We start from the raw sequence: 23,002 nt of genomic DNA, 5'->3' as shown, positions 1-23,002 counted from the left end.
CCCGCCACGCCCCGGCGTGGCCGGGGAGCCCGCCGTTCGCTTCTTCGCGGGGGCCCCCCCGCCCCCCCCCCCGCGGCTGAAGCCGCTCCTACAAAAGCGTGGCGCGAGCTTTACGACTACAGCAGCTGAGGTGGCTCGCCGCCGATGATCACCACATCCGCCGCGCGGCGTGCGAACAGGCCGACGCTGACCACGCCGGGAATCTGGTTGAGCGTGGACTCGAGCGACAGCGGGTCGTCGATCGCCAGACCGTGCACGTCGAGGATGACGTTGCCGTTGTCGGTGAGCACGCCGTTGCCGCTGGCGTCCTGGCGCCATACCGGTTGGCCGCCGCCGGTCAGGCGGAGGATCTCGCGAGCCACCAGGCTGCGCGCCATGGGGATCACCTCTACCGGCAGCGGAAATTTGCCGAGCACGTCCACGCGCTTGGCCGGGTCGATGATGCAGACGAACCTGTCGCTGGCTTCGGCAATGATCTTCTCGCGTGTGAGCGCGGCGCCGCCGCCCTTGATCAGGCGCTTGCCAGGATCGCATTCGTCGGCGCCGTCGACATACAGCGCCAACGGCCCGGCGCTGTTGAGGTCGAGTACCTCGATGCCGTGCGCGCGCAGGCGCTGGGTGCTCTGTTCGGAGCTCGAGACCGTGCCCCTGATGCGATGCTTGATGCTCGCCAGGGCGTCGATGAAGTAGGCGACGGTCGATCCGGTGCCGACGCCGACGATCATGCCGTCTTCCACGAAATCGATGGCTTTCTCGCCGGCCAGGCGCTTGGCTTCGGACATGTCGTTGCTACTCGAGGGAAAGGAGGTATTTGTATTGCGCCGCCGAGACCGGGAATACCGATAGCCGGTTGCCGCGGCGGATCAGCGCGAATTCCTCGCCGAGCTGGTCGGCGTGGCGCTTGATCTCGTCGAGCGCGATGGTGCGCGAGAGCTTGCGCTCGAACGCGATGTCGACCAGTTGCCAGCGCGGTTCTTCGCGCGAGCTTTTGGGGTCGTGGTAGTCGGACTTCGGGTCGAACTGGGTCTCGTCGGGATAAGCCTTGCTCGCCACCAGCGCGGTGCCGACGATGCCAGGGACCGCGGTATTGGAGTGGTAGAACAACACGCCGTCACCGACCTTCATGCCGTCACGCATGAAGTTTCGCGCCTGGTAGTTGCGCACGCCGTTCCAGGGTTCGGTGCCAACGCGTTGCAGGTCGTCGATGGAGAAAGCGTCGGGCTCGGACTTCATCAGCCAATAGCGGCGGCGTGCACTCATTGGGCATGTACTCATGCGGGGGCGGAACTGCAGTCGTATGTCCTCGATTCGGTGCACACCGCGTCGAGCGTGACGTCCCACTCGGCGGGTTCGAGCGCATCGGCATGCTGCGTATCGAACGCGGCTCCGACCAGCCACGGTGGCGCGGGGCGATGGTGCCGTGCTGCGAAGCTGCGATCGTACCAGCCGCCCCCCATGCCGAGCCGGTGACCGCGCGCATCGAAGCCGACCAGCGGCATTACCGCGAGCGCGAGATCGTCGGGATCGAGTAGCGAACCGGTGGCGACATCGGGTTCGGGAATGCCGTAGCGGTTGCTGACCAGCGCATCGCCCGGGCGCCACGGGGCGAAGCGCAGACCTGCATCGTCGTGCAGCACCGGTAGGCAATAGATACATTCGCGCGGAAGCTTGAGCTGCCACACGTGCAGGGCGATCTCGCCGTCCATGGCCCAGTAGCCGGCAACGTAACCCGACTGCGGTGCGAACGGCAGGTTCAGCAATTGCGTGGCGAGCCGCTCCGCGGCGGCGATGCGTGCGGCGGCGGGCAGCGCGCGTCGTCGGGCGCGCAGCGCCTCGCGCAGTTGCCGGCGGTGCGCCATGCGGTCAGCGGTCATCCAGCGCGATCCGGAAGCGACGGGTCTGGCCACCTGCGGGTGACGCCGGCAGGCGCAAAAACGAACAGCGCCACCAGGGCGCTGTCCGTAAACAATGAAAGTCCTCCGCCGATGGCGATGCGCGCGAAACGACCTTGAACCCGTGGTTCAAGTGGGGGCGCTTGGAGGCCGTCGGGCTTCCCGCTACAAGGCGGACCTGCACTCCGGGCTTCCGCTGCACTCCCGCGGTCGCAATTAAGGGACAAGGCGAATGTTTGCGCACGCCGTCGTCCACAGCAGAGGACGTGCACGGATTATACCGCGCCGCCTGCGGGCGGCGACTCCGTTCGTCGGGTACGGTGCAGTGCTGATTCATGTGTCGGCGCAAACGCTGGAAGCGGCTTCGGCCGCCATCGGCAATCCATCGATCGCGGCCATGTTCGATCGCGGCTGATGCCGCTCCTGCAGGAGGGCGGTCAACGCGGTGCGCTGTCGAACAGGCCGTCCAGCTTGCGAGTCAGGTCGCCAATGGTACGGGTGAGCTCACGGTCGCGGTCTTCGCCTTCGTCGCGCAGCTGTTGCAACTCGTGGGCGAAATTGAGCGCGGCCAGCACCGCGACGCGATCCAGCGCAGCCATGCGATTGCTGCCGCGGATCTCGCGCATCTTGCTGTCGAGCAGCTTGGCGGCGTTCAGCAGGCTGTCGCGCTCGGCCGGTTCGCAGCCCACGGTGTATTCGCGGTCGAGCAGGCGGACGACGACCGGCTGGCTGTTGCTCACGTGTGCTGCTCCAGCGACTTCAAGCGGGCGATCATCGCCTCGACGCGAGTGCGGGCTTGTTCATTCTTGGCCAACAGTGCCGAGCGTTCGCCGGAGAGCTGCTCCTGCTGTTGCCGCAGGCTGCGATTCTCGTCGCTGAGTCGCCGGCCGCGTTCGGCCAGCTGATCGACGCGGGCGACCAGCGACTGCAATTGTGCGAGGAGTTCGGCGCGATCCATCCACGCAAGATAGCAGCGCTCCGCGGCCGGTCAAGCTGGTCGCGGCGGCACTCCTGCGGCGCCGGGCTGGGGAGCCCGGCGCGGCCGCCTCACCCGGCGTCGCTGGGAGCTTCGGTGAGGGCTTCGGGCTGGGTGGTCGATGCAGCAGCGGCAGGCCAGCGACGCAGGAACTCCAGGCATGCCTGTGGATCGAGCGGCCGCGCCAGCCAGAACCCCTGGATCTCGTCGCAGCCGTGCTCGCGCAGGAACTGCACCTGCCCCTCGGTTTCCACGCCCTCGGCGATGACGTTCAGCCCCAGCGAATGCGCCATGGTGATCACGGTACTGGTGATCGCCTCGTCGTCGGCATCGTGGGTGAGATCGTCGATGAATTCCTTGTCGATCTTCAGCGTGGTGATCGGCAAGCGCTTGAGATAGGCCAGCGATGAGTAGCCGGTGCCGAAGTCGTCGATCGCCAGTCCCACGCCGATTTCACGAAAGCGTTGCAGCACGCTGCCGGTGTGCTCGGCGTTGGTCATGATCACGCTTTCGGTGAGTTCCAGTTCGAGGCACTCCGGCGGCACCCCGGTGCTTTCGAGCACCCGCGCGACCACCTGCGGCAGATCGCCGCGCAACAGTTGCAGGGCCGAGACGTTCACCGCCATGGTCAGCCCGCCCAGCCCCTGGGCGCGCCACCGGGCGAGCACCACGCAGGCCTCGCGCAGGACCCATTCGCCGATTTCGACGATCATCCCGGTCTCCTCGGCCAGCGGGATGAACTGGGCGGGCGCGATCTGGCCATACTCCGGGCTGTTCCAGCGCAGCAATGCCTCCACCCCGGTGATGCGATTATCGGGCAGCGACAGCTGCGGCTGGAACACGAGCTGCAGCTCGCCGCGGTCGAGCACCTTGCGCAGTGCGGCGGTGATGGTGATGCGCTGGCGGACCTCGATGTCCATGCTGTCCAGGTACCGCATCCAGGTGCGGCGCCCGCGGGTCTTGGCCTGGTACATCGCGGTGTCGGCGTGCTTGAGCAGGTCGTTGGGCACCTGCGCATGATCGGGATACAGCGCAATGCCGATCGACGGCGAAATGGCGACCTCGTGCCGCTCGTCGAAGTCCAGCGGCGTCTCGAACGCAAGCAGCACGTCGCGTGCGACCTGCTCGGCCTGCTCGGCGTCGTCGAGGTTTTCCAAAACCACGGTGAACTCGTCCCCGCCCAGTCGCGCGACGGTGTGCTGCGGGCCGACGGTGTGCTGCAGGCGATGGGCCGCGGCGCGCAGGATGCGGTCGCCGGCGGCGTGGCCGAGCGAGTCGTTGATGTCCTTGAAGCGGTCCAGGTCAAGGAACAGCAGCGCGATCTTGCGCCCGTTGTGGCGCGCCCGCACGATCGCGCGTGACAGCCGGTCCGCTAGCAACGTGCGATTGGGCAGTCCGGTCAACGTGTCGTAGTTGGCCAGGTAACGCAGCTCCTGCTCGGCGCGCTTCTGGTCGGTGATGTCGCTGACCACGGCCACGTAATGGCCGCGTTGGCCGCCGGCCTCGTGCACCACGCCGGTCTGGAGCCAGCACAGGAACTCGCTGCCGTCCTTGCGTTGCTGCCAGATCTCGCCCGACCAGCGGCCGTCGCGGTGCAGCTCCGCGCGCATCTGTTGGTAGAACGCCGGGTCGTGCTGGCGGCTGTCGATCAGCCGGGTCGGCTGGCCGGCCACCTCGCTGTCGCTGAAACCGGTCATGCGCTCGAACGCCGGGTTGACCGAAACGAAATTGAAATCGCCATCGAACACCGCCACCGCCTCGGCCATGCTGCGCAGCACCTCGCTGGCAATGCGGCGGTCGCGTTCGGCGCTGCGGCTGGCGGTGATGTCGCGCGCGGTGCCGGCCACGCGCAGGGCGCGGCCGTCGGCGTCGCTCTCGACCACCCGGCCACGCGCACGGACCCAGCTCCAGCCGTCGCTGTCGTTGCGCACCCGGTGTTCCGACAGGAACAGCGGCTCCTCGCCACGCAGGTGCTGGCGCAGGTGCTCGATGACCCGCGCCTGGTCGTCGGGGTGGATCTCGTGCTGGGCGTCCAGATGCGCATGTGTCGTAAGCTGCGGCCCCGGCGCGCCCTGATCGTGGGGGTGCATGCCGTGCAACTCGCGCCGGGTGATGTCGTAGTCCCAGAACTGTTCGCCGGAAGCCCACAGCGCCAGCTGCAGGCGCTCTTCGCGCTCGCGGATCTGGGCGAAATAGCCCTGTTCGCGGCGGCGCTGCGAGTGCCAGCGCCAGGCCACCACCATCGCCAGGGCCAGTCCGGCCAGCGTCAGAGCGGTCAGCGACAACGGGTGCCGCCACAGTGGCGGCGCCACATGCACCGGCACCTGCAACTCCTGGCCGGCCCAGACGCCGTCACGGTTGCTCGCCTGCGCGCGGAACGTGTAGCGCCCGGGCGGCAGTCGCGTATAGGTGATGTCGGCCTGGCCGCCGTTGTCGATCCATTCGGTGTCGAAGCCATCCATGCGGTAGCGATAGCGGATGTCCGCGTTCGGGGAGAAGTCCATCGCACCGATGCGCAGGCGCAGCAGCACGGCATCGTCGGGCACTTCGAGCGTGTCGGGCTTCCACAGCACGCCACTCGATTGCCCGCCCTGGGTGCCGATCCGCGCCGACAGCAGGCGCACCGGCGGAGTGTGGCCGGCGTCGGCCACGCCCGCGTGTTCAAACAGGTTGAGCCCGCGCACGCCACCGAACACCATCCGGCCATCGCTCAGCAGCGTGGCTGCGTTGCCATTGAACTCCAGGTCCTGCAAGCCGTCGGCCAACCCGTACTGGCGCAGATCACCACTGGCGATGTCGAGCCGGACGATGCCGGCGTCGGTGCCGAGCCATAGCTCGCCGGGGACCGCCTCGATGATCGAAAACACCACCGGCACCGGCGCCCCGGCCATGGCCTCGGCCAGCGGGTGGGTGAAGCTGATGCTGCCGTCGGGCTGCTCGACGGCGCGGCTGAGCCCGCTGTGGGTGCCGACCCACAGTGCGCCATCGTGATCGACGTGCAGGGCACGCACCAGGTTGCCGGCCAGTGAAGCGGGATCGTCGATGTCGTGGCGGTAGTGCCGCGGGCCGTCGACCGGGTCGAGCATGTCGAGCCCGTCGCCGGTGCCGAACCAGATCCGCCCGCGCTCGTCTTCCTGCAAGGCATGCACCGTCGGGTGCGCGAGCCGGCGCGGGTCGTCGTCGCGATGGCTGTAGTTGACGACATGGCGGCCGTCGCGCCGCACATGCAACGCGCCGATATCGCGGGTCCCCAGCCACATGTCGCCGCGCTGGTCGGTCAGCACTGCGCGTAGGCTGGTGCCGCTGAAGTCACCGGACGCGCCGTCGCCCAGCCCGATCGGCTCGACCGTCCCGGTGCTCGGTTCCAGCCGCAGCAGTCCATGACTGGTGCCCAGCCACATGCGGCCGTGGCCGGCGTCGCGGATCGACACGATGCGCCGCGGCTGCGCATCGCTGGTGGGCGGCAAGCGCGCGGTCCAGTCCCCGAAGCGGTCGCCGTTGATGTCATAGCGCAACAGCCGGGCGTCGTCGGTGCCGATCCATAGGGCGCCATCGCCACCTTCATGCACGGTGCGGATGCTGTCGTTGGTGGCGATGCGGTCGGATGCTGCGCCGGGCTGGCTGAACAGGTAGCGGAAGCGGGCGCCGCGCGGGTCTGTCACCGCCACGCCGCGGAGCTGCCCGCCCGTCCAGAGCATGCCGCCGTGGTCGATCATCAGGGCGCTGATCTCGTCCTCCGGCAGCGTTGCGTCCACGCCGGGCTCCTCCTGGATCACGCTGATGCGGCCGCTGGCCAGGTCGAACCGGCGCAACCCGCCGCGCGCGACCGAGAACCACAGACGCCCGTCGGGCGCCTGCGCAATCGCGCGGACGTCGGCCTCGCCGCCGCCGTCGCCTGCGGACCAGGCGCGGATCAGCGCGCTGCCGTCGGGCGAGACCCGGAACAGACCGTCGCTGCGGCCGACCCAGATCCGCCCGTCGCGGTCGAGCGCCAAGGTCCGGCTCGCTATGGGCGGGCCGACCCGCAGCACCGCCCCGTCCGGCTCGATGCGAAACAGCCCGGCCGCGGTGGCGTACCAGATCCGCCCCTCCCGATCGGCCAGGAGCTTCTGCCACGGCCCGCCGCGCAGCGTTCGGGTGTCGAGCTGCAGTACGGTGTCGCGACGGCCGCTGGCCGGGTCCAGCCGTTCCAGTCCCTGATTGGTGCCGATCCATACCGTGCCCGCGCGTGCGAGCACCGCGCGCACCTGGCCATGCGCACGGCCGCGGCCAGCCGGCGTATCGAAGCGACGGATCGTGCCGCTGCCCAGGTCCAGGCGCGCCACGTATTCGGAATAGGTGCCGATCCACAGCGCATCGCGATCGAACGCGAGCGCGGTGATATAGCTGTCGGGCAGACTGGTCGGGTCGCGTGGATCGTGGCGGAACAGGGTGTAGCGTTGCCCGTCGTAGCGGTGCAGTCCGCCCTGGGTGCCGACCCAGACGAAGCCCTGCGGGTCCTGCGCAAGGGCGGTCACGGTGTTCTGGGCCAGCCCGTGGTCGCTGCCGAGCTGGGTGAAATAGAAGTCGCGGGTCGCCGCCCCGGTCTCCGCGACGGGCGTCAACCACATGATCAGCCCAAACAGGGCCGCGACAAGGATGCGATACGGAGGCACGAACACCGCGGGGTTGGCGTGTCAGTCCGCAGTGTAGGAGGCGTTCGTCACAGTGCCAACACGGACAGCCCCGGCGGCGCGGATGCATGCTCGGTGGCGGCCTGCCGCGGGGCGAGCCGGGCAGGCCGCCGATGCGCGCCTGTCCTCGTCCGCGGGCGCGCCCGCCAGCGCGGCAACTACCGCGCTCTCACAGGCGATTGCTAGACTTGCGCCATGTTGACCGACCCCGACCTCAACCCCGTCCCGCCGGGCGATCCGCCAGCCGAACTACCGGTTCTGGCGGCCATCGATGCCGAGATCCAGCGGCTGTCGCTGGCGGTGACCGCATCGGAACTGCACGGCGGGCTGTGCGGCTGGCTCGCCGGCGGCGGTGCCGCGGTGCGTGAATGGCCGGCCAAGGTGCTGGCCGACGATGCGATCCCGGCGCCAGCCGCGGATACGCCGCTGGATGAGCTGCGCCGCGCCAGCGCCGCGCAGTTGGCCGACCGCAGTTTCGGGTTCGAATTGTTGCTGCCCGATCCGCAGGCGCCGCTGGTCGATCGCAGCGGCGCGCTGTTCGACTGGTGCCGCGGGTTTCTCGGCGCGTTCGGCATGGCCGTGGGCGGCCGGCCGAAGCTGTCGGAGGAAAGCAACGAGGCGCTGTTCGACCTGGCGAAGCTCGCCGCGGCGCAGCCGCAGGAAGACGGCGATGACGAGGACGAGGCCGCGCTGGTCGAGATCGAGGAGTTCGTCCGGGTCGCCGCACTGCTGCTGCACGGCGACTGCGTGCTCGCCGCCGAGCATCGCCAGCGACTGAATTGATGCTTCCCGTTTTGACTGCGTTCCCGCGCTTCTGGTGTGTCATTCCCGCGCCGGCGGGGAACCAGTAACTTCTGCGCTCACCGTACCGGCAGCGGTGGGCACCAAGAGCGTGCCCACCCTACGGTCACCGTCGCCTGCCATTGGAGACCGATGAACAAGCCGCTTTCCATGCCCTCCCGCGCGCATGCCCGCCGCCGCAAGCAGTTGATGCGGATGGCCGGCGACGACGCCATTTTGGTGTTGCCCGCGGCCAAGGAAGCGGTGCGCAGCCGCGATACCCACTATCCCTACCGGCAGGATTCGGACTTCTGGTACCTGACCGGTTTTCCCGAGGCCGAAGCCGTGCTGGTGCTGGTGCCCGGCCGTGCGCACGGCGAGACGCTGCTGTTCTGCCGCGAGCGCGACACCGAGCGCGAGGGCTGGGACGGGCCGCGCGCAGGCCCTGAGGGTGCGGTGGAGGCCTTCGGTCTGGACGATGCCTACCCGATCACCGATCTGGACGACATTCTGCCGGGCTTGCTGGAAGGTCGCTCGCGGGTGTACTACCACTTCGGCCGCGATGCCGAGTTCGACCTCAAGCTGATCGGCTGGCTCAACCGGGTGCGCGCGATGATGCGCCACGGCGCACAGCCGCCGCACGAGTTCCTCGAGCTGGGCCACCTGCTCGATGAGCTGCGGCTGTTCAAGGACCGCGACGAGATCCGGCTGATGCAGCGCGCCGCCGATATCAGCGTCGCCGCGCACCAGGCGGTGATGCGTGCGGTGCGTCCGGGCATCGCCGAATACGAGCTGCAGGCCGAGCTCGAACGCGTGTTCCGCATGCACGACGCCCAGCCCGCCTACAGCAGCATCATCGGCGCCGGCAGCAACGCCTGCGTGCTGCACTACATCGCCAACAACGGTAGCGCGAGTGACGGTGACCTGGTGCTGGTCGATGCCGGCGCGGAATACCGTGGCTACGCGGCGGATATCACCCGCACGTTTCCGGTCAGCGGGCGCTTCAGCCGGGAGCAGCGCACGCTGCACGAGCTGGTCGGCCGCGCCCAGGCCGCCGCGCTCGCGCAGGCGCAGCCGGGCGTCGCCTACGAGGCCGGGCACGACGCCGCGGTCGCCACGCTCACCGAAGGCCTGCTGCAGCTCGGTCTGCTCAAGGGCAGGCTGGAGAAGAACATTGCCGAGGGCAGCTACAAGCGCTTTTATCGACACAAGACCGGCCACTGGATCGGCCTGGACGTGCACGACGTCGGCGAATACCGCCTCGACGGCGAGTCGCGCCTGCTCGAGCCGGGCATGGTGTTCACCATCGAGCCGGGGCTGTACGTTTCACCCGACGACACCAGCGTGGCGGCCAAGTGGCGCGGCATCGGCATCCGCACCGAGGATGACGTGCTGGTGACCCGCGACGGCCACAAGGTGCTGACCGACAAGCTCGCGCGCAGCGCCGACGAGATCGAAGCATTCATGGCTCAAGAGCACCGGCGAGAGGAGTGAGCAGCGAGGAGTAAGAAATGAGAGAAAAGCCCGCCGCGGGTGTCTGCTTTCTCTCACTTCTCACTTCTAATTCCTTACTTCTATTCCCTTACTTCTAAGCCCTCACTCCTCACTCCTCACTCCCCAGGACCACGGCAATGGAACAACTGGCCAACCCCGAAATCTGGATCGCATTGGCGACGCTCACCGCGCTGGAGCTGGTGCTGGGCATCGACAACATCATCTTCATCTCGATCCTGGCCGGCAGATTGCCGCCGGAACAGCGCGACAAGGCACGCAAGCTCGGCATCGCGCTGGCCGCGGTCACCCGACTGGCCTTGCTGTTCGCGATCGCCTGGATCATCGGCCTGACCGCGCCGCTGTTCTCGCTGTTCGATCACCAATTTTCCTGGCGCGACCTGATCCTGATCGGCGGCGGGCTGTTCCTGATCGGCAAGGCCACCCACGAGATCCACCAGAAGCTCGAGGGCGACTCGGAGGAGGTCGGCACCAGTGCGGCCGCGACCTTCGGCGGCGTCCTCGCCCAGATCATGCTGCTGGACGTGGTGTTCTCGCTGGATTCGATCATCACCGCGGTCGGCATGGTCGAGCAGCGCTGGGTGATGGTCACCGCGATCCTGATCTCGATCGGTTTCATGATCGCGTTCGCCAAGCCCATCAGCGACTTCGTCGAGAAGCACCCCACGGTCAAGGTGCTCGCGTTGAGCTTCCTGCTGATGATCGGCCTGGTGCTGATCGCCGATGGCTTCGGCGTCCACATCCCGAAGGGTTACATCTACGCGGCGATGGCGTTCTCGGTGTTCGTGGAGATGATCAACCTGTGGATCCGCCGGCGCAGTGCCAAGACCAAGCCGCCGGTGAAGCTGCACGAGAAGTACGTCGAGGGCGAGCGCCGGTCGCAGCGGTCCGGCCACTCGACGGCGCCGGCCTCCGGCTGAAGCAAATCTCCCCCAGCCCCTCTTTTCCAAAGAGGGGAGCTGAAGCCGCGCCCAGGGGGGAGACTAAATCTCTCGTAGCTGAATGGTGTTCTCAAGCCAGCTGGCTAGAACGGCCGCAGCAGCCCCGCCAGCCGCGCCCCGAGCCAGACCAGCAGCAGGCCGCCGGCCAGGCTGGCCAGCAGGTATGCCAGCATCAGCTCGCCGCGGGCGGAGCGGCCGTACAGCAGGCACTCGATCATCAGCGCCGAATACGTGGTCAACCCGCCGATCAGGCCGACGATCAGGAACGCCCGCCAGTACAGCCCGGCCGGCCCGCGCTGCTGCAGCCAGATGGCAAAGAAGCCCGCCGCGAACGAGCCGATCAGGTTGACCGCCAACGTGCCCCAGGGAAATCCGTTGCCGACCTGGCGCAGCAGCCAGCCGCTGAGCCAGAACCGCCCGGCGGCGCCGAGCGCGCCGCCGAGCATCACCAGCAGGCACTGCTGCCACCACAGGGTCATGCGGCGCCCGGCTCCGCTGCGCCGGCGGCGAAGGCCTCGCGGGTCAGGTTGAGCGGCGCGCCGTCGGTGCACACCACCTCGTCCTCGATGCGGATGCCGCCGTAGGGCTTGAACTGCGCAATGCGGTCCCAGTCGACCGCATCGGCATGTTCGCCCTGCCTGAGCTTGTCCAGCAGCAGGTCGACGAAGTACAGGCCCGGCTCGATCGTCACCGCCATGCCCGGCGCCAGCGTGCGGGTCAGGCGCAGGAACGGGTGGCCGTCGGGATTGGCGATACGGCCGCCGCGGTCGGACTCGGCGAAGCCGCCGACGTCGTGCACCTGCAGGCCGATGCCGTGGCCGATGCCGTGCGGGAAGAACACGCTGCTGATACCGTTTTCCAGCGCGGTTTCCGGCGCGACCTTGCTGATGCCGAAGTCCTTGAGGATGCCGGCAATGGCCAGGTGCGCATCGAGGTGGATGCGTGTGTAGTCGGTGCCGGCGCGGACCTGGTCGCACATCTTCAGCTGCGCGGCGTCGACCGCGTCGATCATCGCCTGGAACTCGCCACCGCTGTCGGTGGCGTAGGTGCGGGTGATGTCGCAGGCATAGCCGTGGAAGCTGGTGCCGGCATCGATCAGGAAACTGCGGACGGGATCGGGCGCCTCGCGCGCCAGTTCGGTGTAGTGCAGCACCGCGCCGTGCTCGTTGAGCGCCACGATGTTGCCGTAGGGCAGTTCGCTGGCGTCCTGGCGCGCGGCGGCGGCGTAGGCCAGGTTGATGTCGAACTCGCTCTTGCCCGCGCGGAACGCCGCCTCGGCCGCGCGGTGCGCGCGGGTGCCGCTGCGGGAGGCACCGCGCATCATCTCGACCTCGTAGGGGGTCTTGAACGCGCGGTGGTAGTCCAGATAGTCGAGCACCGCCGGCGGGTTGTTCGGCTTGAACCGCCCGGTGGCGTCATCGCCCAGCGCGCTTTGCGGTTCACCCAGGATCGCGCACCGCGCCTCCGACTGCGGCAGGTGCTGCAAGGCCTCGTCCCACTTGCGGATCACCACGATCTCGAAGTGCTCCACCCACCAGCCCTCGGGCGTTTGCGGCACTACGTGCCAGTAGTCGAACGGTTGCAGGTAGATCAGCCTGGGCTTCTTGCCGGGGGTGATGACCAGCCAGCTGCCTGGGTTGCGGGTCAGCGGCAGCCAGGCCTTGAACTGCGGATTGACCACGTAGGGGTAATCGCGATCATCGAACACCTGGTAGTGCACCGTGCCGCTGGGCACCACCAGATGATCAAAGCCCCCGCGCTCCAGCGCCTCTGCGGCTCGCCGTTCCAGCTCACACAGGTGCTGCGGGTATAACATCGCCAGTTCTTGAGTGGTCATTTCGGGGGGATCTCATTTGGGAGCGTCAAGGGATTTTGACGGAATCTCCTCGTCGCCGCAGGCGGAGCCCGAGCAGGAGGGTCCCGCGCCGTTGGGGGTATCTCCGTGGGTCTGGAGCGTGCTGGCGCTGGTGGCCGGAGTCGGGCTATCGCTATGGGTCGCGAACGTGCAGCAGCGCCGATTCGAAACCCAGAGCGTGGCAAGCCTGGAGCGGGTCGCCGAGCGCACCCATGCCGCACTGCTGGACCGGCTGGAAGCGGCCGAGTTTCTGGCCCGTGCGGTGCAGACCCTGTTCCTGACCTCGCAGGAAGTGAGCCAGGAAGAGTTCGCCAACATGTACGCCAACCTGCATCCGCGCGAGCTGATGCCGGGGCTGCAGGCGCTGGCCTACGCCCGGCGTGCGGATGGCGATGCCCAGGAGGGCGGTGCCGACCGCTATGTGACCGAGCTGGTGCAGCCGCTGGACGGCAATGAAGCGGTCGTGGGGCTGCTGGTCAACCGGCAGCCGGCCAACCTGTCCGCGGTGATGAGCTCGCGAGACAGCGATCGGCCCGCACTGTCGGCACCGTTCCGGCTGGTGCAGGCCTCCGGCGACCGGGCCGTCGTCATCGATGGCATCACGCTACGCCTGCCGATCTACAGCCCGGGCGCGCCACCGCTGACCCGCAACGAGCGCCGCGAGCGGATGCGCGGTTCCCTGGCGATCTCGTTCCGCGTGCAGCCGTTGATCGAATCGGCGCTGGCGGCCGAGCTGCGCGAGCAGCTGCACATCGAGATCAGCGACGTCACCGACGGGCCGGCGCGCCTGCTGTTCGACTCGCACCCGCGGCCGCACGGCGGTTCGGCACCGGCGCGGGAGTCGGTGCAGGACCTGGTCTACGGCGGCCGGGTGTGGCGGGTCGAGATGCACTCGGCCGAGCATGCCCCGATGACGCTTGACTGGTCGCAATCGGTGCTCGTACCAGGACTGGTCGCCAGCCTGCTGCTGGCGCTGCTGGTGTTCTCGGTGGCCGGCACGCGCCGTCGCGCGCTGGCGCTGGGCTGGAGCATGAGCCGCCGCTATCGCGAGAGCGAGGCGCGCTTCCGCGCACTCAACGACCTGCTGCCGGCACTGGTGCTGCTGGCGCGCGGCAGCGACGGCCGCATCATCTATGCCAACCAGGCCTCGCGTGCGCGGCTGGGCGAGGGTGTCGGCGACCTGCACCTGCCGTTGCTGTTCGAGGACGCACAACTGCGCGGCCAGCTCGCCGAGGCCGGCACGCGGGGGTGCAGCAATGTCGAGGCGGTGCTGCGCAGCGTCAATGGCGACCGGTTCTGGGCGGCGCTGTCGATCAAGCCGATCGAACTGAACGGCTCCGACCAGCTGCTGATGGTGGCCACCGACATCTCCGAGCAGCGCCAGCTGACCGAGCTGCTCAGCTACCAGGCCAGCCACGACGCCTTGACCGAGCTCTACAACCGCCGCGAGTTCGAGCGCCAGGTCGAGCGCGCACTGGCCGCGATCGCGGCCGGCGCCCCGGCGGCCGCGTTGCTGTACATCGACCTGGACCAGTTCAAGCTGATCAACGATACCTCCGGCCACATCGCCGGCGACCAGTTGCTCAGCCAGCTGGCGATCACCATGCGCGAGCAGTTGCGCGAAGGCGATGTGCTGGCGCGGCTGGGCGGCGACGAGTTCGGCGTGCTCGCCGCCAGCGTGCGCGACCAGCCCGGTGCCCACCACGTCGCCGAGCGGCTGCGCGAGGGGATCGACGGCTACGTGTTTGTCTGGGAGCACAGCACCTACACCATCAGCGCGAGCATCGGCGCGGTGATGATCGAGCGCGGCGACACCACCAGCCTCAAGGACCTGCTCGCCCAGGCCGACACCGCCTGCTACATGGCCAAGGAGAACGGCCGCAACCGCGTGCACTTCTACTCCGCGCAGGACGATGACACCACGCGCCGGCAGAGCGAGATGGAATGGGCCAACCGCCTGCGCTGGGCGGTCGACGAGCGCCGCCTGCTGCTCAAGTACCAGGAGGTCTTTCCGCTGGGGCCGCTCGCCGCCGGGCCGCACCTCGAGCTGCTGCTGCGCTTCCGCGACGAGCAGGGCAAGCTCGTGGTGCCCGGGGCGTTCATGCCGGCGGCCGAGCGCTACGGCCTGATGCCGATGATCGACCGCTGGGTGATCGAGACGGCGCTGGCGAATTTCGACCGGCTCCACCCCAGTGGCGCCGGACTGCAGTTGGCGACGATCAACCTCTCGGGCGCCAGCATCGAGGACGAATCCTTCGCCCTGCTGATCCTGCAGTGGATCGAGCGTTATGGCATCGCGCCGGAGCGGGTCTGCTTCGAGATCACCGAGACGGTGGCGGTGCGCAACCTGTCGCAGGTGACGCGTTTCATCCAGCACCTGCGCAGCGCCGGTTGCCGCATCGCGCTGGACGATTTTGGCGCCGGCATGTCCTCGTTCGGCTACCTCAAGAACCTGCCGGTGGACATCATCAAGATCGACGGCAGCTTCATCCGCGACCTGATGACCGACCCGATGAGCCAGGCGATCGTGCGCGCGGTCACCGACATCGGCCACCAGCGTGGCTTGCAGGTCATCGCCGAATGGGTCACCAGCGAGGAGATCGTCGGCGCGCTGGTCGAGCTCGGCGTCGACTTCGCGCAGGGCTTCGCGCTGCACAAGCCCGAGCCGGTGGTGTGCCACCGCGGTTACCTGCAGCCGTGATGCGCTCCGGCGCCCGGACCAGGCGCCGAACAGTTCGGCTCTACCGGCCCCGGCACGCCCTGGTCGACCGCGGCGTGCCCTTGTTCCGGCCCGCTCGGCCACGCGATCGGCTCACTCGTAGCTGCCGTCGGGTGCCTGCAGCCACTCGCGCAGCTGCTGCATCTGGTCTTCAAGCAGGGTGATGAAGCGGAAGCCGGTCCAGGTCTGCTCGGACGCGTGGGCCGCGTCCTGCCACAGCAGGTGCGCACCGACTTCGATGGCCGCGCCCGGATCCTTCGGATCGCCGATATTGAAACGGAACTGGTATAGCGCATCCTCGACCAGCGGCACGTTGGCGATCAGCAACATGCCGGTTTCCGAGACGTTGCTGAGCCGGCCGACAGTGCGATCGGTCATGGTGTCGATCACCGGAACGTTGTCGGACACCTTGCGCCGCGGCGCACGGCGGAACTCTTCGGTCATGGCGACGGCTCCTCTGCCTGGGCATCGCGGCCGCGGCCCTCGCGCCGCGGGCCGCCGCGCCCGATGAAGCCGCGCAGCGCGTTCAATGCCGAGTGCCACGCCCGATCGACCGGGCGCCCTTCTTCGGCCATGACGATCCGGGCCTGGCTGCGTGCCATCGTGCGGGCCACGTTGTCGAGCGACTGCTCGTCGACCCGCTGGCCGCGCTGGTTGACGAACAGGGCCCGGTCCGTGACCCGGCTGTACCAGGCCATGCGGCGCCGCACGACCTCGCCCTGCTGGTTCCTGGTGAACTCGATCCAGGTGCCGAAAGGCACCCTGCGCAGTCGTTCGTAGCACGCCTGCTCCTGCGCGGATCGGGGCGGCCGGGCAACCTCCGTTGCGGCTGCGTCCGCGCCCAGCCGGGTGCGCGCCTTGAGCTTCATCGCTAGTTCGGTGCGCGAGGCCGGGTCGTCGTCGTGCTCGTCCTGACCGGTCGTGAGCCGGCGCGCGATCGCGCTGGCTTCGCCGGCGTGGTAGCCGACCAGCGCCAGTGCGTGTTCGATCCGCTGGTCCAGTCCGGCGGGCGCCGGCGCGGCGCCGGCACTGGCGGTCACGATCTGCGCGGTCGCCGCCACGTGCTGCCGCCACTGCTCGGAGTCCTCGCCATGGCGCAGCAGCACCAGCGTGAGCACGTCGCTCCAGACCTGCTGCAACAGCGCGCGTGCGAATTTCGGCAGCGCCTGCCCCTCCATCGCCTGCTCGATCGTTTCGGCTGCGCGGCGCTTGGCGAGCTCCAGTTTTTCCTTGCCGCGGACCGCTTCGACATGACGCCGCTCGCTGACCTCCGCCTTGCGCGCGAGCAACTGCAGGTGTTCCTGCAACGACTGGTTGGCCGACTCGAACACCGCCGCATCGCCGTGGTAGTTCTCCACCACGTGATCGACCGCGCGGTGCAGCTGCGACTCCAGTTGCGGATCGGTCTCGTCCTCGCCCAGCCACTTGGCGCCGGCCTCGGCGACCGCGTTCAACATCTGCCGGGCCGGATGCTGGCTGCGTACGAAAAAGCCGGGATCCTGCAGCGCTGCGCGCAGCACCGGCACCTGCAGGCGTTCGGCCAGGGCGGTGCCGGGGGCGCCGTCGCGCAGATCGCGGCGCATCTCGGCGTACAGCATTTCGAGCAGTTCGAAGGTGTCCTGGTCGCCGCTCGAAAGCCGCATCGGCTTGCCGTGCTGCTGGCGACTCTGCGCGAGCAGGGTCTGCCGGACCTCCGCCACCGTTTGTGGGCCGCGCGGTGGCCCGGAGCGGTCGGCCTGCTGTGATTGGAGCGCATCCACGACCTCGCCGGTCGCCAACTCCCGCGCGCCGGGTTGTGGCGCCGGCCTGCCGCGCAGCTTGCCGAGCAGGTCGCGGCGGCCGCTGAGTAGCTCCTGCAGAAGCGAAAACGCGAGGTTTTCCCCCTCGCTGGCACCTGTTCCGGCCTCGCCCAGCCAGCCGGTATGCGGCCGCGACCCCGCCGCGTCCGGTGTTTCAAGCCGAGCGGTGTCGCGTGCCTCGCCGGACCCCGGTGCGGCCTTGCGGGTGCCCGACTGGGGGCTGGCCCGGGTCCGCAATGGTACGTAGGACAGGCCGGGCAGGATGTTCTCGCGCGCCAGCAGCGCGTTGATCGTTTCCACCAACTGGGTGTAGTTGCCCATGACATGCTGGTCGAAGCAATGCAGCAGCACCAGCCGGACATCCAGATCGATCTCCAGCACCTCGCAGGCGTGCAGCAGCGCCCGCGCGAGCGCATGCGGCCCGAGCGGCAGGCGCTCGGCATCGAACGCCGGGGCGCCGGCCAGCACACCGAAGCGCTGCCCCAGCAGCATCAGCGGCAATCCGGCGCGGGACTCGTGGCGCATGCCGATGCTGCGCACCAGGCTGCCTTCGCTGACCTCGTCATCTTCGAGCAGGCGCAGCCGGCTGAAATCGACCTTCAACTTTTCACCACCGGCGGCGGGTGCCCCGGCCGGCCCGGCGGGGGCACGAATCTGCGCCAGTGACGCCTCCAGGAACCTGAGGAATGCCGGCGCCAGCTCGGCGCGGCGCTGGCGCACCTTGCGCAGGGTCTCGAATTGCCCGGCCTGCAGGGCCGGGTCGCTGGCCTGTTCGGCCCGCCGGAACAGTTGCTGTTCGAACTCGGTGAACATGCCATCGAGCTGGCGTTCGAGCTCTTCGGACACCAGCGCATGGACGTGCTCCAGCGCGACATGGACGCGTCGGGGCAGGACCGCCGATGCAAGCGTGGCTGTGGGCATGGAGGGCTTACCGGAATTGTCCAACGTGGTCGACACCCTGTTTCCCGGTCGAGTCGGCTTATATGACCACGCCAGTCCGGCGCCCGCCACCCCACGGCCCCGGCAGCCGCTTGCGCGCGTGGCCCGGATACTCCCCATGGGCAGCATGACGCGACGGGCCAGCGCCGAGCGTCACCTCGGATCAATCGTCCAGGAAAAGCGCCACCACGTCGTTGGTGAAGCGGCGACCCAGCTCGGTCGGGCGAATGCGCTCGCCGGTGCGGTCCAGCCAACCGGCGGTGTATGCCGCCTGCAGTGGCGCCTCGATCGCGGCGAGCGCCAGGCCGGTGCGCGCCTCGAACTCGGCCACGCTGAACCCCTCGACCAGGCGCAAGGCATTGAGCATGAACTCGAACGGCCGCCGCTCCGATGGAATGCGCTCGTCGCCGCCAAGCGCGGCATCGCTGCCGGCGTGGGCCAGGAAGGTGGCTGGATGCTTGTGCTTCCAGCGCCGCAGCACGGCCTGTTCGGCGCCGAGGGTCAGCTTGCCGTGCGCGCCGGCGCCGATGCCGAGGTAATCGCCGTAGCGCCAGTAGTTGAGGTTGTGCGTGCACTGCCGCCCCGGTCGCGCATACGCGCTGACCTCGTACTGCCCATAGCCGGCCGCTGAGAGCAGTGCCTGGCAGTGCTCCTGCATGTCCCAACTGTTGTCCTCATCGGGAATGCCCGACGGCGGCCTTGCGGCGAACAGCGTGTTCGGCTCCAGCGTGAGCTGGTAGTGCGAGACATGCGCCGGTTGCAGTGCGAAGGCGCGTTCCAGGTCGCGTTCGGCCATCGCCAGGCTCTGCTGCGGCAGCGCGTACATCAGGTCGAGGTTGAGGTTGTCCAATCCCGCGTCCTGCGCCAGCTTGACCGCCGCCTCGGCCTCGGCGCTGTCGTGGATGCGGCCGAGCCGTTGCAGGCAGCCGTCGTCGAAACTCTGGATGCCGAAGCTCAGCCGGTTCACGCCGGCCGCCCGGTACAGCTCGAAACGGCCATGTTCGGCGGTGCCGGGGTTGGTCTCCAGGGTGATCTCGCAGCCCGGCGCGAAGCGCAGCCGCGCACTCGCGCCCTGCAGGAAGCGTTCGATGAACTCCGGTGGCATCAGGCTCGGCGTGCCGCCGCCAAAGAACACGCTGTGCACCGTGCGGCCCCAGACCAGCGGCAGGTCGAAGTCCAGGTCGGCCAGCAGCGCGTCGACGTAGGCCTGGAACGGCAGCGCGCCGCCGGTCTTGTTCTCGTGCGAGTTGAAGTCGCAATACGGACATTTGCGCACGCACCACGGGATGTGGACGTACAGCGACAGCGGCGGGGGAGTGAGCATGCGGCTATTGTCCCACCGGGCAGGCCGGTTGCCGCGATCGTGTAGGAGCGGCTTCAGCCGCGATGGGATACTGCGTCGGCCGCCGATCCTGGATCGCGGCTGAAGCGCTCCTACAACCGCGCGAAGCGCTCGCTCAGCACGGCCAGGGCGCGGCCCCGATGGCCGATGCGGTTCTTCGCGTCCGGCGCCAGTTCCGCTGCCGTCAGGCCCAGTTCGGGGTCCAGGAACACCGGGTCGTAGCCGAATCCACCGGCGCCACGCGGCGCATCCAGGATCAATCCCGGCCACGTGCCTTCGGCGATCAGTGGTTGCGGATCGTCGGCATGGCGCAGCAACACGATCACGGCGTAAAAATGCGCCGTGCGCCGCGCCGCCGGCACGTCGGCCAGCACATCGAGCAGCTTGGCGATGTTGGCCCCGGCGTCGCCGTGCAGCCCGGCATAGCGCGCCGAATACAGCCCCGGGGCGCCGCCGAGCGCATCCACGCACAGCCCCGAGTCGTCGGCCAATGCCGGCAGGCCGGTCACGCGCGCGGCGTGGCGCGCCTTGAGCAGCGCGTTCTCGATGAAGGTGCTGCCGGTCTCCTCGATGTCGCCGACGCCCAACTCGCCCTGACCGACAAATCCGATGCCGCTGTCGCCGAGCAATTGGCGGAATTCATCGAGCTTGCCGGGATTGCCGCTGGCGATGACGAGTTTCATCGATTGCACTCCAGGATCGGCGGGCAGAGCCCGCCCGGAATCACCGCGCCAGCGCCTCGCGCTGCTTCATGACCAGCTCGGCGATGCCCGCCTCGGCCAGCGCGGTCATCGCCGCCAGCTCCTCGCGGCGGAACGCGTGGCCCTCGGCGGTGCCCTGCAGCTCGATGAACCCGCCGCCGTCGTTCATCACCACGTTCATGTCGGTGTCGCAGTCGCTGTCCTCGGCGTAGTCCAGGTCCAGCACTGGCACGCCACGGTAGATGCCGACCGACACCGCGGCGACCGCGCCGAAGATCGGGTCGCGCCCGCCCTTGATCTCGTTGCGCCCGCGCAGCCACTGCACCGCATCGACCAGCGCCACGTACGCGCCGGTGATCGCCGCGGTGCGGGTGCCGCCGTCGGCCTGCAGCACGTCGCAGTCGAGCGTGATGGTGCGCTCGCCGAGCGCCTTGCGGTCGATGCAGGCGCGCAGGCTGCGGCCGATCAGGCGCTGGATCTCCAGCGTGCGGCCGCCCTGCTTGCCGCGCGCGGCCTCGCGGTCGCTGCGGGTATGGGTGGCGCGCGGCAGCATGCCGTATTCGGCGGTGACCCAGCCCTCGCCCTTGCCGCGCAGGAACGGCGGCACGCGGTTCTCCACGCTGGCCGTGCACAGCACCTGGGTCTGGCCGAAGCCGACCAGCACCGAGCCTTCGGCGTGGCGGGTGTAGCCGCGCTCGATGCGCACCTCGCGCAGTTGCTCCGGCGCACGGCCGCTCGGTCGGAGGATGGTGGTCATAGGCACGTCGCAAGGCGGGGCGCGGCAGTCTAGCAGTCGCTGCCGATGACCCGGCCCACGTCGCGTAGAGCGGAGCTTGCTCCGCTGCCCACTGCTGGATCGAGACACGGCGACGCCAGACCCTCGTAGGGTGGGCACGCTTTCTGGGCCCACCGCAGCGGAATGGGCACAGGACGCGGTGGGCACAAACGGCGTGCCCACCCTACGGCGCTTCGGCCGTGTCGCATGCGGGGCCGAATGGCATACTGCCCGGCCGTTCATTAGGTAGCCCGGACATGATCCGCAGCATGACCGCCTTCGCCAGCGGCGAGCGCGCGACTCAATGGGGCACGCTGGGTTGCGAGCTGCGCTCGGTCAACCACCGCTTCCTCGAGATCGGACTGCGCCTGCACGACGACCTGCGCGCGCTGGAACCGGCGCTGCGCGAGCGCGTCGCCGGGCGGCTGTCACGCGGCAAGGTGGATCTGACCCTGCGTCTGCGCGCGCCGGAAGGCGAGGGTGGCCTGCAGCTCGATCCGACCCGGCTGCGCGAGCTGAGCGAGCTGGCGATCGACCTGTCGGCGCGTTTTCCCGGGCTGCAGACCCAGTTCACCGACCTGCTGCAGTTTCCCGGCGTGCTGCAGGCGCCGGCGACCGATGCCGCCGCATTGCAGGCCGAGGCGCTGGCGCTGCTCGATGCCGTGCTGGACGAATTCGTGGCCTCGCGCGAACGTGAAGGCACCAAGCTGGCCGCGGTCATCAACGAGCGCATCGATGGCATCGCCCGTATCGCCGCCGACGTGCGCGAACTGATGCCGGTCATCGGCGAGGGCCAGCGCCGCAAGCTCGAGACCCGTCTGTCCGACCTGGCCCAGCCGGCCGGCGTGGGCCAGCTCGAACCGGGGCGACTCGAACAGGAGTTGGTCATGTGGCTGCAGAAGCTCGACGTCGACGAAGAGCTCGACCGGCTCGATGCGCACGTCAGCGAGGCGCGGCGCGTGTTGAAGCTGCGCGAGGCGGTCGGCCGCCGGCTCGACTTCCTGCTGCAGGAGTTCAACCGCGAGGCCAACACGCTTGGCTCCAAGTCAGTCGATGCCCGCAGCTCGGCCGCGGCGATCGAGTTAAAGGTGCTGATCGACCAGGTGCGCGAGCAGATCCAGAACATCGAGTAGCTAGAACTCCTTCTCCCGCAATGCGGGGGAAGGGGTGGTCAGCGAACAAGCGGGAAACATTAGATGCGCGGAACCCTCTACATCGTCGCCGCCCCGTCGGGCGCCGGAAAGTCCAGCATCGTCAACGCGGTGCTGGCGCGCGATGCGAACCTCTGCCTGTCCATCTCGTTCACCTCGCGCGCGCCGCGACCGGGCGAGCGGCATGCCGAGCACTACCACTTCGTCGATGAATCCGAGTTCGAACGCATGGTCGGCGCCGGCGACTTCTTCGAACACGCCCGCGTGCACGGCGACTGGAAGGGCACCGCGCGGCAGTCGGTCGAGCCGCAGCTGGCATCGGGCAAGGACGTGCTGCTGGAGATCGACTGGCAGGGCGCGCGCCAGGTGCGGGCCAAAGTGCCGGGCGCGGTCAGCGTGTTCATCCTGCCGCCCTCGCGCGAGGCGCTGGAACAGCGCATGCGCACCCGCGGCCAGGACAGTGACGAGGTGATCGCCCAACGTCTGGCCGCCGCGCGCGAAGAGATGTCGCACTACGGCGAGTTCGACTACGTCATCGTCAACGAACAGTTCGCGATCGCGGTCGACGAAATGTGCTCGATCTTCACCGCCAGCCGCCTGCGCCGCGAGGCCCAGGTGGCGCGGCATTCCCGGCTGCTCACCACGTTGCTGGCCGACGGGTGAGGCGGGACAAGGGAACAGGGAACGGCGTCGCAAGGGCAAAATGCCGACGCCGTAGGCTGGGCTGACGTGCCCAGCAGCTCCGCCGCGGGGCAGCCGTATGGTCCGCCGGCTGCCACGCGGCAAATACAGCAAATCCTTTGCCGTGCGAGACAACAGGGCTGCATGCTCTTCCCGAGTCCCGAGTCCCGAGTCCCGAGTCCCGAGTCCCGAGTCCCGAGTCCCGAGTCCCGAGTCCCGAGTCCCGAGCGCCGGTCCGAATACTGAACGCCACAGCCCCTAACTCC

Annotated in this window: 19 protein-coding genes and 1 other RNA gene; 6 read left to right on the top strand and 14 right to left on the bottom strand. The window is 68.8% G+C overall.

Translation table 11 applies throughout. From position 1 onward, the window contains the following. Positions 1-116: 116 nt before the first annotated feature. From rpiA to ACJQWM_RS12415, 7 genes are all read right to left on the bottom strand, one after another. On the bottom strand, positions 117-782 hold the full coding sequence (gene rpiA / locus ACJQWM_RS12445) for a ribose-5-phosphate isomerase RpiA (RefSeq protein ID WP_332703789.1): 666 nt from the start codon (positions 780-782) through the stop codon (positions 117-119). Positions 783-789: 7 nt separating this feature from the next. Further along, entirely contained in the window at positions 790-1,260 is a 471-nt protein-coding gene (locus ACJQWM_RS12440; RefSeq protein ID WP_332703791.1) for an EVE domain-containing protein, read from the bottom strand. 11 nt (positions 1,261-1,271) lie between these two features. Further along, positions 1,272-1,874 (bottom strand): 5-formyltetrahydrofolate cyclo-ligase, encoded by a 603-nt coding sequence (locus tag ACJQWM_RS12435; protein WP_332703793.1) that lies wholly within the window; start codon positions 1,872-1,874, stop codon positions 1,272-1,274. A gap of 98 nt (positions 1,875-1,972) precedes the next feature. Beyond that, a non-coding RNA gene (gene ssrS / locus ACJQWM_RS12430) (6S RNA) lies at positions 1,973-2,159 on the bottom strand. 170 nt (positions 2,160-2,329) lie between these two features. After that, positions 2,330-2,632 (bottom strand): cell division protein ZapA, encoded by a 303-nt coding sequence (locus ACJQWM_RS12425; protein WP_330970431.1) that lies wholly within the window; start codon positions 2,630-2,632, stop codon positions 2,330-2,332. Then, the gene (locus ACJQWM_RS12420) at positions 2,629-2,850 is read right to left on the bottom strand and encodes a TIGR02449 family protein (protein WP_332703796.1); all 222 of its coding nucleotides are present in this window, start codon (positions 2,848-2,850) and stop codon (positions 2,629-2,631) included. Before ACJQWM_RS12420 ends, ACJQWM_RS12425 begins: the two co-directional genes overlap by 4 nt. A gap of 89 nt (positions 2,851-2,939) precedes the next feature. Next, the gene (locus ACJQWM_RS12415; RefSeq protein WP_411306865.1) at positions 2,940-7,478 is read right to left on the bottom strand and encodes an EAL domain-containing protein; all 4,539 of its coding nucleotides are present in this window, start codon (positions 7,476-7,478) and stop codon (positions 2,940-2,942) included. Between the two features lie 258 nt (positions 7,479-7,736). Between ACJQWM_RS12415 and ACJQWM_RS12410 the strand changes: the two genes are divergently transcribed. The 3 genes from ACJQWM_RS12410 to ACJQWM_RS12400 all read left to right on the top strand — a co-directional run bounded on the left by ACJQWM_RS12410 (position 7,737) and on the right by ACJQWM_RS12400 (position 10,753). Next, positions 7,737-8,324 carry a UPF0149 family protein gene (locus ACJQWM_RS12410; RefSeq protein WP_332703800.1) on the top strand — a complete coding sequence of 196 codons (588 nt, stop codon included), beginning with the start codon at positions 7,737-7,739 and terminating at the stop codon, positions 8,322-8,324. A gap of 150 nt (positions 8,325-8,474) precedes the next feature. Next, entirely contained in the window at positions 8,475-9,815 is a 1,341-nt protein-coding gene (locus ACJQWM_RS12405; protein WP_332703802.1) for an aminopeptidase P N-terminal domain-containing protein, read from the top strand. Positions 9,816-9,952: 137 nt separating this feature from the next. Further along, on the top strand, positions 9,953-10,753 hold the full coding sequence (locus tag ACJQWM_RS12400) for a TerC family protein (RefSeq protein ID WP_332703804.1): 801 nt from the start codon (positions 9,953-9,955) through the stop codon (positions 10,751-10,753). Positions 10,754-10,857: 104 nt separating this feature from the next. On the opposite strand, the gene crcB is transcribed toward ACJQWM_RS12400, so the two are convergent. Both crcB and pepQ read right to left on the bottom strand, forming a co-directional pair. Next, positions 10,858-11,253: a fluoride efflux transporter CrcB gene (crcB, locus tag ACJQWM_RS12395; RefSeq protein WP_332703806.1), complete on the bottom strand. Its 396-nt coding sequence runs from the start codon at positions 11,251-11,253 to the stop codon at positions 10,858-10,860. Further along, on the bottom strand, positions 11,250-12,611 hold the full coding sequence (gene pepQ, locus ACJQWM_RS12390; protein WP_332703808.1) for a Xaa-Pro dipeptidase: 1,362 nt from the start codon (positions 12,609-12,611) through the stop codon (positions 11,250-11,252). The genes crcB and pepQ overlap by 4 nt, the downstream gene beginning before the upstream one ends. A gap of 91 nt (positions 12,612-12,702) precedes the next feature. Here pepQ and ACJQWM_RS12385 point away from each other — a divergent pair, with 91 nt between their 5' ends. Further along, the gene (locus ACJQWM_RS12385; RefSeq protein WP_332703810.1) at positions 12,703-15,330 is read left to right on the top strand and encodes a bifunctional diguanylate cyclase/phosphodiesterase; all 2,628 of its coding nucleotides are present in this window, start codon (positions 12,703-12,705) and stop codon (positions 15,328-15,330) included. 111 nt (positions 15,331-15,441) lie between these two features. On the opposite strand, the gene ACJQWM_RS12380 is transcribed toward ACJQWM_RS12385, so the two are convergent. The 5 genes from ACJQWM_RS12380 to rph all read right to left on the bottom strand — a co-directional run bounded on the left by ACJQWM_RS12380 (position 15,442) and on the right by rph (position 20,886). Next, positions 15,442-15,792, bottom strand: a complete 351-nt coding sequence (locus ACJQWM_RS12380) for a PilZ domain-containing protein (protein WP_332703812.1) — start codon at positions 15,790-15,792, stop codon at positions 15,442-15,444. Beyond that, on the bottom strand, positions 15,789-18,068 hold the full coding sequence (locus tag ACJQWM_RS12375) for a DUF1631 domain-containing protein (RefSeq protein ID WP_332703814.1): 2,280 nt from the start codon (positions 18,066-18,068) through the stop codon (positions 15,789-15,791). The genes ACJQWM_RS12380 and ACJQWM_RS12375 overlap by 4 nt, the downstream gene beginning before the upstream one ends. A 181-nt stretch (positions 18,069-18,249) precedes the next feature. Then, positions 18,250-19,410 (bottom strand): radical SAM family heme chaperone HemW, encoded by a 1,161-nt coding sequence (hemW, locus tag ACJQWM_RS12370; protein ID WP_332703816.1) that lies wholly within the window; start codon positions 19,408-19,410, stop codon positions 18,250-18,252. A gap of 110 nt (positions 19,411-19,520) precedes the next feature. After that, the gene (gene rdgB, locus ACJQWM_RS12365) at positions 19,521-20,111 is read right to left on the bottom strand and encodes an RdgB/HAM1 family non-canonical purine NTP pyrophosphatase (RefSeq protein WP_332703818.1); all 591 of its coding nucleotides are present in this window, start codon (positions 20,109-20,111) and stop codon (positions 19,521-19,523) included. A 40-nt stretch (positions 20,112-20,151) separates the two neighbouring features. Then, positions 20,152-20,886 (bottom strand): ribonuclease PH, encoded by a 735-nt coding sequence (rph, locus tag ACJQWM_RS12360; RefSeq protein WP_332703820.1) that lies wholly within the window; start codon positions 20,884-20,886, stop codon positions 20,152-20,154. A 275-nt stretch (positions 20,887-21,161) separates the two neighbouring features. Between rph and ACJQWM_RS12355 the strand changes: the two genes are divergently transcribed. Together ACJQWM_RS12355 and gmk are read left to right on the top strand one after the other, a co-directional pair. Continuing rightward, entirely contained in the window at positions 21,162-22,037 is an 876-nt protein-coding gene (locus ACJQWM_RS12355) for a YicC/YloC family endoribonuclease (RefSeq protein ID WP_332703822.1), read from the top strand. A gap of 63 nt (positions 22,038-22,100) precedes the next feature. Then, on the top strand, positions 22,101-22,718 hold the full coding sequence (gmk, locus tag ACJQWM_RS12350) for a guanylate kinase (protein WP_332703824.1): 618 nt from the start codon (positions 22,101-22,103) through the stop codon (positions 22,716-22,718). Positions 22,719-23,002 lie beyond the last annotated feature (284 nt).

The organism is Novilysobacter longmucuonensis (assembly GCF_046600735.1).
Classification (GTDB): Bacteria; Pseudomonadota; Gammaproteobacteria; order Xanthomonadales; family Xanthomonadaceae; genus Novilysobacter_A; species Novilysobacter_A longmucuonensis.
This window is presented reverse-complemented; position numbering and strand designations above follow the sequence as displayed.